The organism is Nocardiopsis sp. TNDT3 (genome assembly GCF_003427465.1).
In the GTDB taxonomy this organism is placed as follows: domain Bacteria; phylum Actinomycetota; class Actinomycetes; order Streptosporangiales; family Streptosporangiaceae; genus Nocardiopsis; species Nocardiopsis dassonvillei.
Window position 1 is genome coordinate 1 of the sequence record NZ_QPFC01000443.1, and the last position, 3,042, is coordinate 3,042.

Annotated in this window: 2 protein-coding genes and 1 pseudogene; 1 reads left to right on the top strand and 2 read right to left on the bottom strand. The window is 73.1% G+C overall.

What is annotated here, in order from left to right; translation table 11 throughout:
- A pseudogene (locus DQW06_RS11675) lies at window positions 1-337 on the top strand (hypothetical protein); the annotation flags it as partial.
- Between the two features lie 9 nt (window positions 338-346).
- Here DQW06_RS11675 and DQW06_RS11680 read toward each other — a convergent pair.
- Both DQW06_RS11680 and DQW06_RS11685 read right to left on the bottom strand, forming a co-directional pair.
- Entirely contained in the window at window positions 347-1,561 is a 1,215-nt protein-coding gene (locus DQW06_RS11680; RefSeq protein ID WP_013156466.1) for a sensor histidine kinase, read from the bottom strand.
- Window positions 1,558-2,862 carry a sensor histidine kinase gene (locus tag DQW06_RS11685; RefSeq protein ID WP_117198423.1) on the bottom strand — a complete coding sequence of 435 codons (1,305 nt, stop codon included), beginning with the start codon at window positions 2,860-2,862 and terminating at the stop codon, window positions 1,558-1,560. The genes DQW06_RS11680 and DQW06_RS11685 overlap by 4 nt, the downstream gene beginning before the upstream one ends.
- Between the last annotated feature and the right edge of the window lie 180 nt (window positions 2,863-3,042).

The following is a 3,042-nucleotide window of genomic DNA, read 5'->3' on the forward strand; positions in this document are numbered from 1 at the left end:
GGCCGAGGACCCGGACGCGGTCATCGTCACCGGCACCGAGGAACTCGGTTCGGTGGAGCCGATCGCGGTGGCCGGGGTGCGACTGGCCGTGGACTTGGCCGCCGACCTGGCCGCCGAGGGCGGCGTGTGGGCCGAGCCCTCCGGGCAGACCGACGTGGACGGGCTGCCCGCCTTCGGGGCGACCATGGGCAGCGACTCGGGGGACACCTACGGCCGCTTCGTGATCGTGGAGCTGGACGACGGCCGGGGCGCGTTCATGCTCGGGGTGAACACCGCGGGCGGGGAGGGCGCCAGCGAGGACATCGACGCGGCCTTCGACTCGGTGGGCACGCGCTGAAGCGGGACGTCAGAGCGGCAGGACGGCGCGCAGCAGGAAGCCCCCCTCCGGAGTGCGGGCCGCGGAGAGGGTGCCGCCGCCCATGGCGACCCGCTCGGACAGACCGGCGAGCCCGTTGCCCGACTCCCTCCCGTCCTGGCCGCCGCCCCGGGCGCGGTCGTTGAACACCTCGACCACGAGCGTCCGGGGGCCCACGGCGCTGTCGCGGGCGAGGGTGAAGCTGATCTGGCACTCGTTGGCGTCGCTGTGCCGCAGGACGTTCGTGCCGCCCTCGCGCACCACCCAGGCGGCGAGCGCGGCGGTCCGCGGCGGCAGGTCCAGCCCCTCCAGCCCGGTGGCGACCGCCCTGGTTCCCCCCGCGTCGAGCACCGCGCGAACGGCCTCCGTCTCGCCCGCCAGGTCGACCTCCCGGTAGCCGCTGACCGCCGACCTCACCTGTTGGAGCGCCTGTCTGGCGAGCACCTGCACCTCCGCCATCTCCGCGCCCGCCCGCTCGGGGTCCCGCTCCACGAGCCGTCCGGCCAGCTGGGCCTTGACCGCGAGCGCGGAGAGGCTGTGCCCGAGCAGGTCGTGCATGTCGCGGGCGAAGCGGAGCCGCTCCTCGCTCACCGCGAGCTGGGCGCGGGCCCGCTGTCCCGCGACGGCCTCGCGGCTGATGTCCCACAGCCAGATCATGGAGAGCGAGGCCCCGGCGAACATCAGCCCGCTGAAGACCATCACCAGCCACACCAGCAGGTAGAGGAGCGGCTGGAACTGCGTCTCGAACCCGTAGAACGGGACCGCGAGCCAGGGCAGCGCCAGCAGGGCGGCGGTGACGTACGCGCTGCGCCTGCGCGGGGCGAGGAAGACCCCGGTCCCCCACCACGCGGCCAGGAAGAACACGGTGTTGATCGGCTCCTGGAGGCACAGGACGACCACGACGATCAGGCCGAGCGAGGTCCAGTAGGCGCGCGGGTCCGGCTTGCGCCGACCGTCCAGCCTGGCCCGGAGCATCACGATCAGCAGCACGGCGATCGGCACGGAGGCGACCACCCCGGTCAGGGAGCGCCATAGGGGCCAGTCCGAGGCCGCGGCCGTGACGACGTCCACCAGGGGCATCCCCACGACGAGCAGCGCGGTGAAGCCCACCGAGACGATGACGATGCGCCGGGCGAAGCGGACCCTGCGGTCGCCCTCCCGGTCGGAGGCCGTGTACTCGGCGGAGGGTGTGCCGTGATCGCTCAACGTGACTCCTCGGTGTGTCGGGTCCCGTCGGGCAGCGGGAGGACGGCTCTGAGCAGGAAACCGCCGTCGTGGGTACGGTTCGCCGACAGTGTGCCACCCTCCCGTACGACACGTTCGGAGAGCCCGGCCAGACCGCTGGCCGAGGCCGCGCCGTCCTCCGGGCCGCCGCGCGCCCGGTCGTTGGACACCTCGACCACCAGTGCCCTCCCCCCGTGCCCGGCTTCCCCGTCCACGGAGAAGGAGATCCGGCAGCGGCGTGCGTCGCTGTGCCGCAGGATGTTGGTGGCCCCCTCGCGCACCACCCAGGCGGCGATTCCGGCCGCGGCCGGGAACTGTTCCGGGGCCGCCGTTCCGGTGACGACGGTCTCGGTGCCGTTGGCGCGCAGGACCGCGCCGATCGACTCCACCTCCGCGGCCAGGTCCACACCCCGGTAGCCGCTGACCGCCGACCTCACCTGCTGGAGCACCCGGCGGGCCAGTTCGTGGACCTCCTCGATCTCGGCCGCGGAGCCCGCCGGATCGCTCCCCAGAAGCAGTTCGGCCCGTCTGGCCCTGACAGCGAGCGTGGTCAGGCCCTGGCCGATCACCCCCTGCATGTCCTGGGCGAACCGGAGCCGCTCCTCGCTCACCGCCAGCCGGGTGCGGGCGTGCTCCCCCTCCAGAGCCTCGTTCGTGGCCTCCCACAGGCGGAACATGGTCAGGGCGACGAACCAGATCACGAGGGTCCAGCCCACTGAGAACAGGCTGGAGAACACCAGCACGAAGAGGGGTATGTCCACCAGTGTGACGGACGGGTGCAGCCAGGGCAGCACCAGCAGGGCGAGGCCGACGAGGAGGGAACGCCTCCGGGGGGCGGAGAAGGCCGCCACCCCCCACCAACACGTGCAGGTGAGGAAGACGTACGGAGTGACCTGCATGAGGAGGCACGCCAGGAGGAGCAGGGCGAGCGAGCCCCAGTAGAGCCGGGGGTCGGCGATCCTCCTCCCGTCCACCCGGCTCCGGATCATGCACAGGCACAGCAGCGCGCACAGCAGGGCGACCGCGGTGGACACCGCGGGAGGCCAGGTCCTGAACCCGTCCTCCGAGCCGACGGAGCGGGCCCCGGACAGGAGCAGTTCCATGAACGGCGCGAAAGGCACCATCAGCGCCAGCGAGCCCAGCGTCCACAGGATGCACCACCGCGCGAACCGGAGCCTGCGCAGGAAACGGGGGTTCGTGCCCGCGTCGGCCCCTGGAACGGGAGAGGGGACCGCCGAGTCCGCCGTCCCGTGCCCGGCGGTGAACGTGTCCTGGGAACCCACCGCTCCTCCTCTCCTCCGCCGTGGCCGACGGCTCCTCCGCGCCGCTGTGGCCGCCGGCTCCTCTCCGGCCGCCGTCGGCCGCACCACAACCACCGTAGAAGCCGCGGACCCCCTCCGAACGGTTGTCCACAGGCCTTTCCGGACCCGCACGGGAGAAGGCCGGGGCAGGCCGTCCGTCCC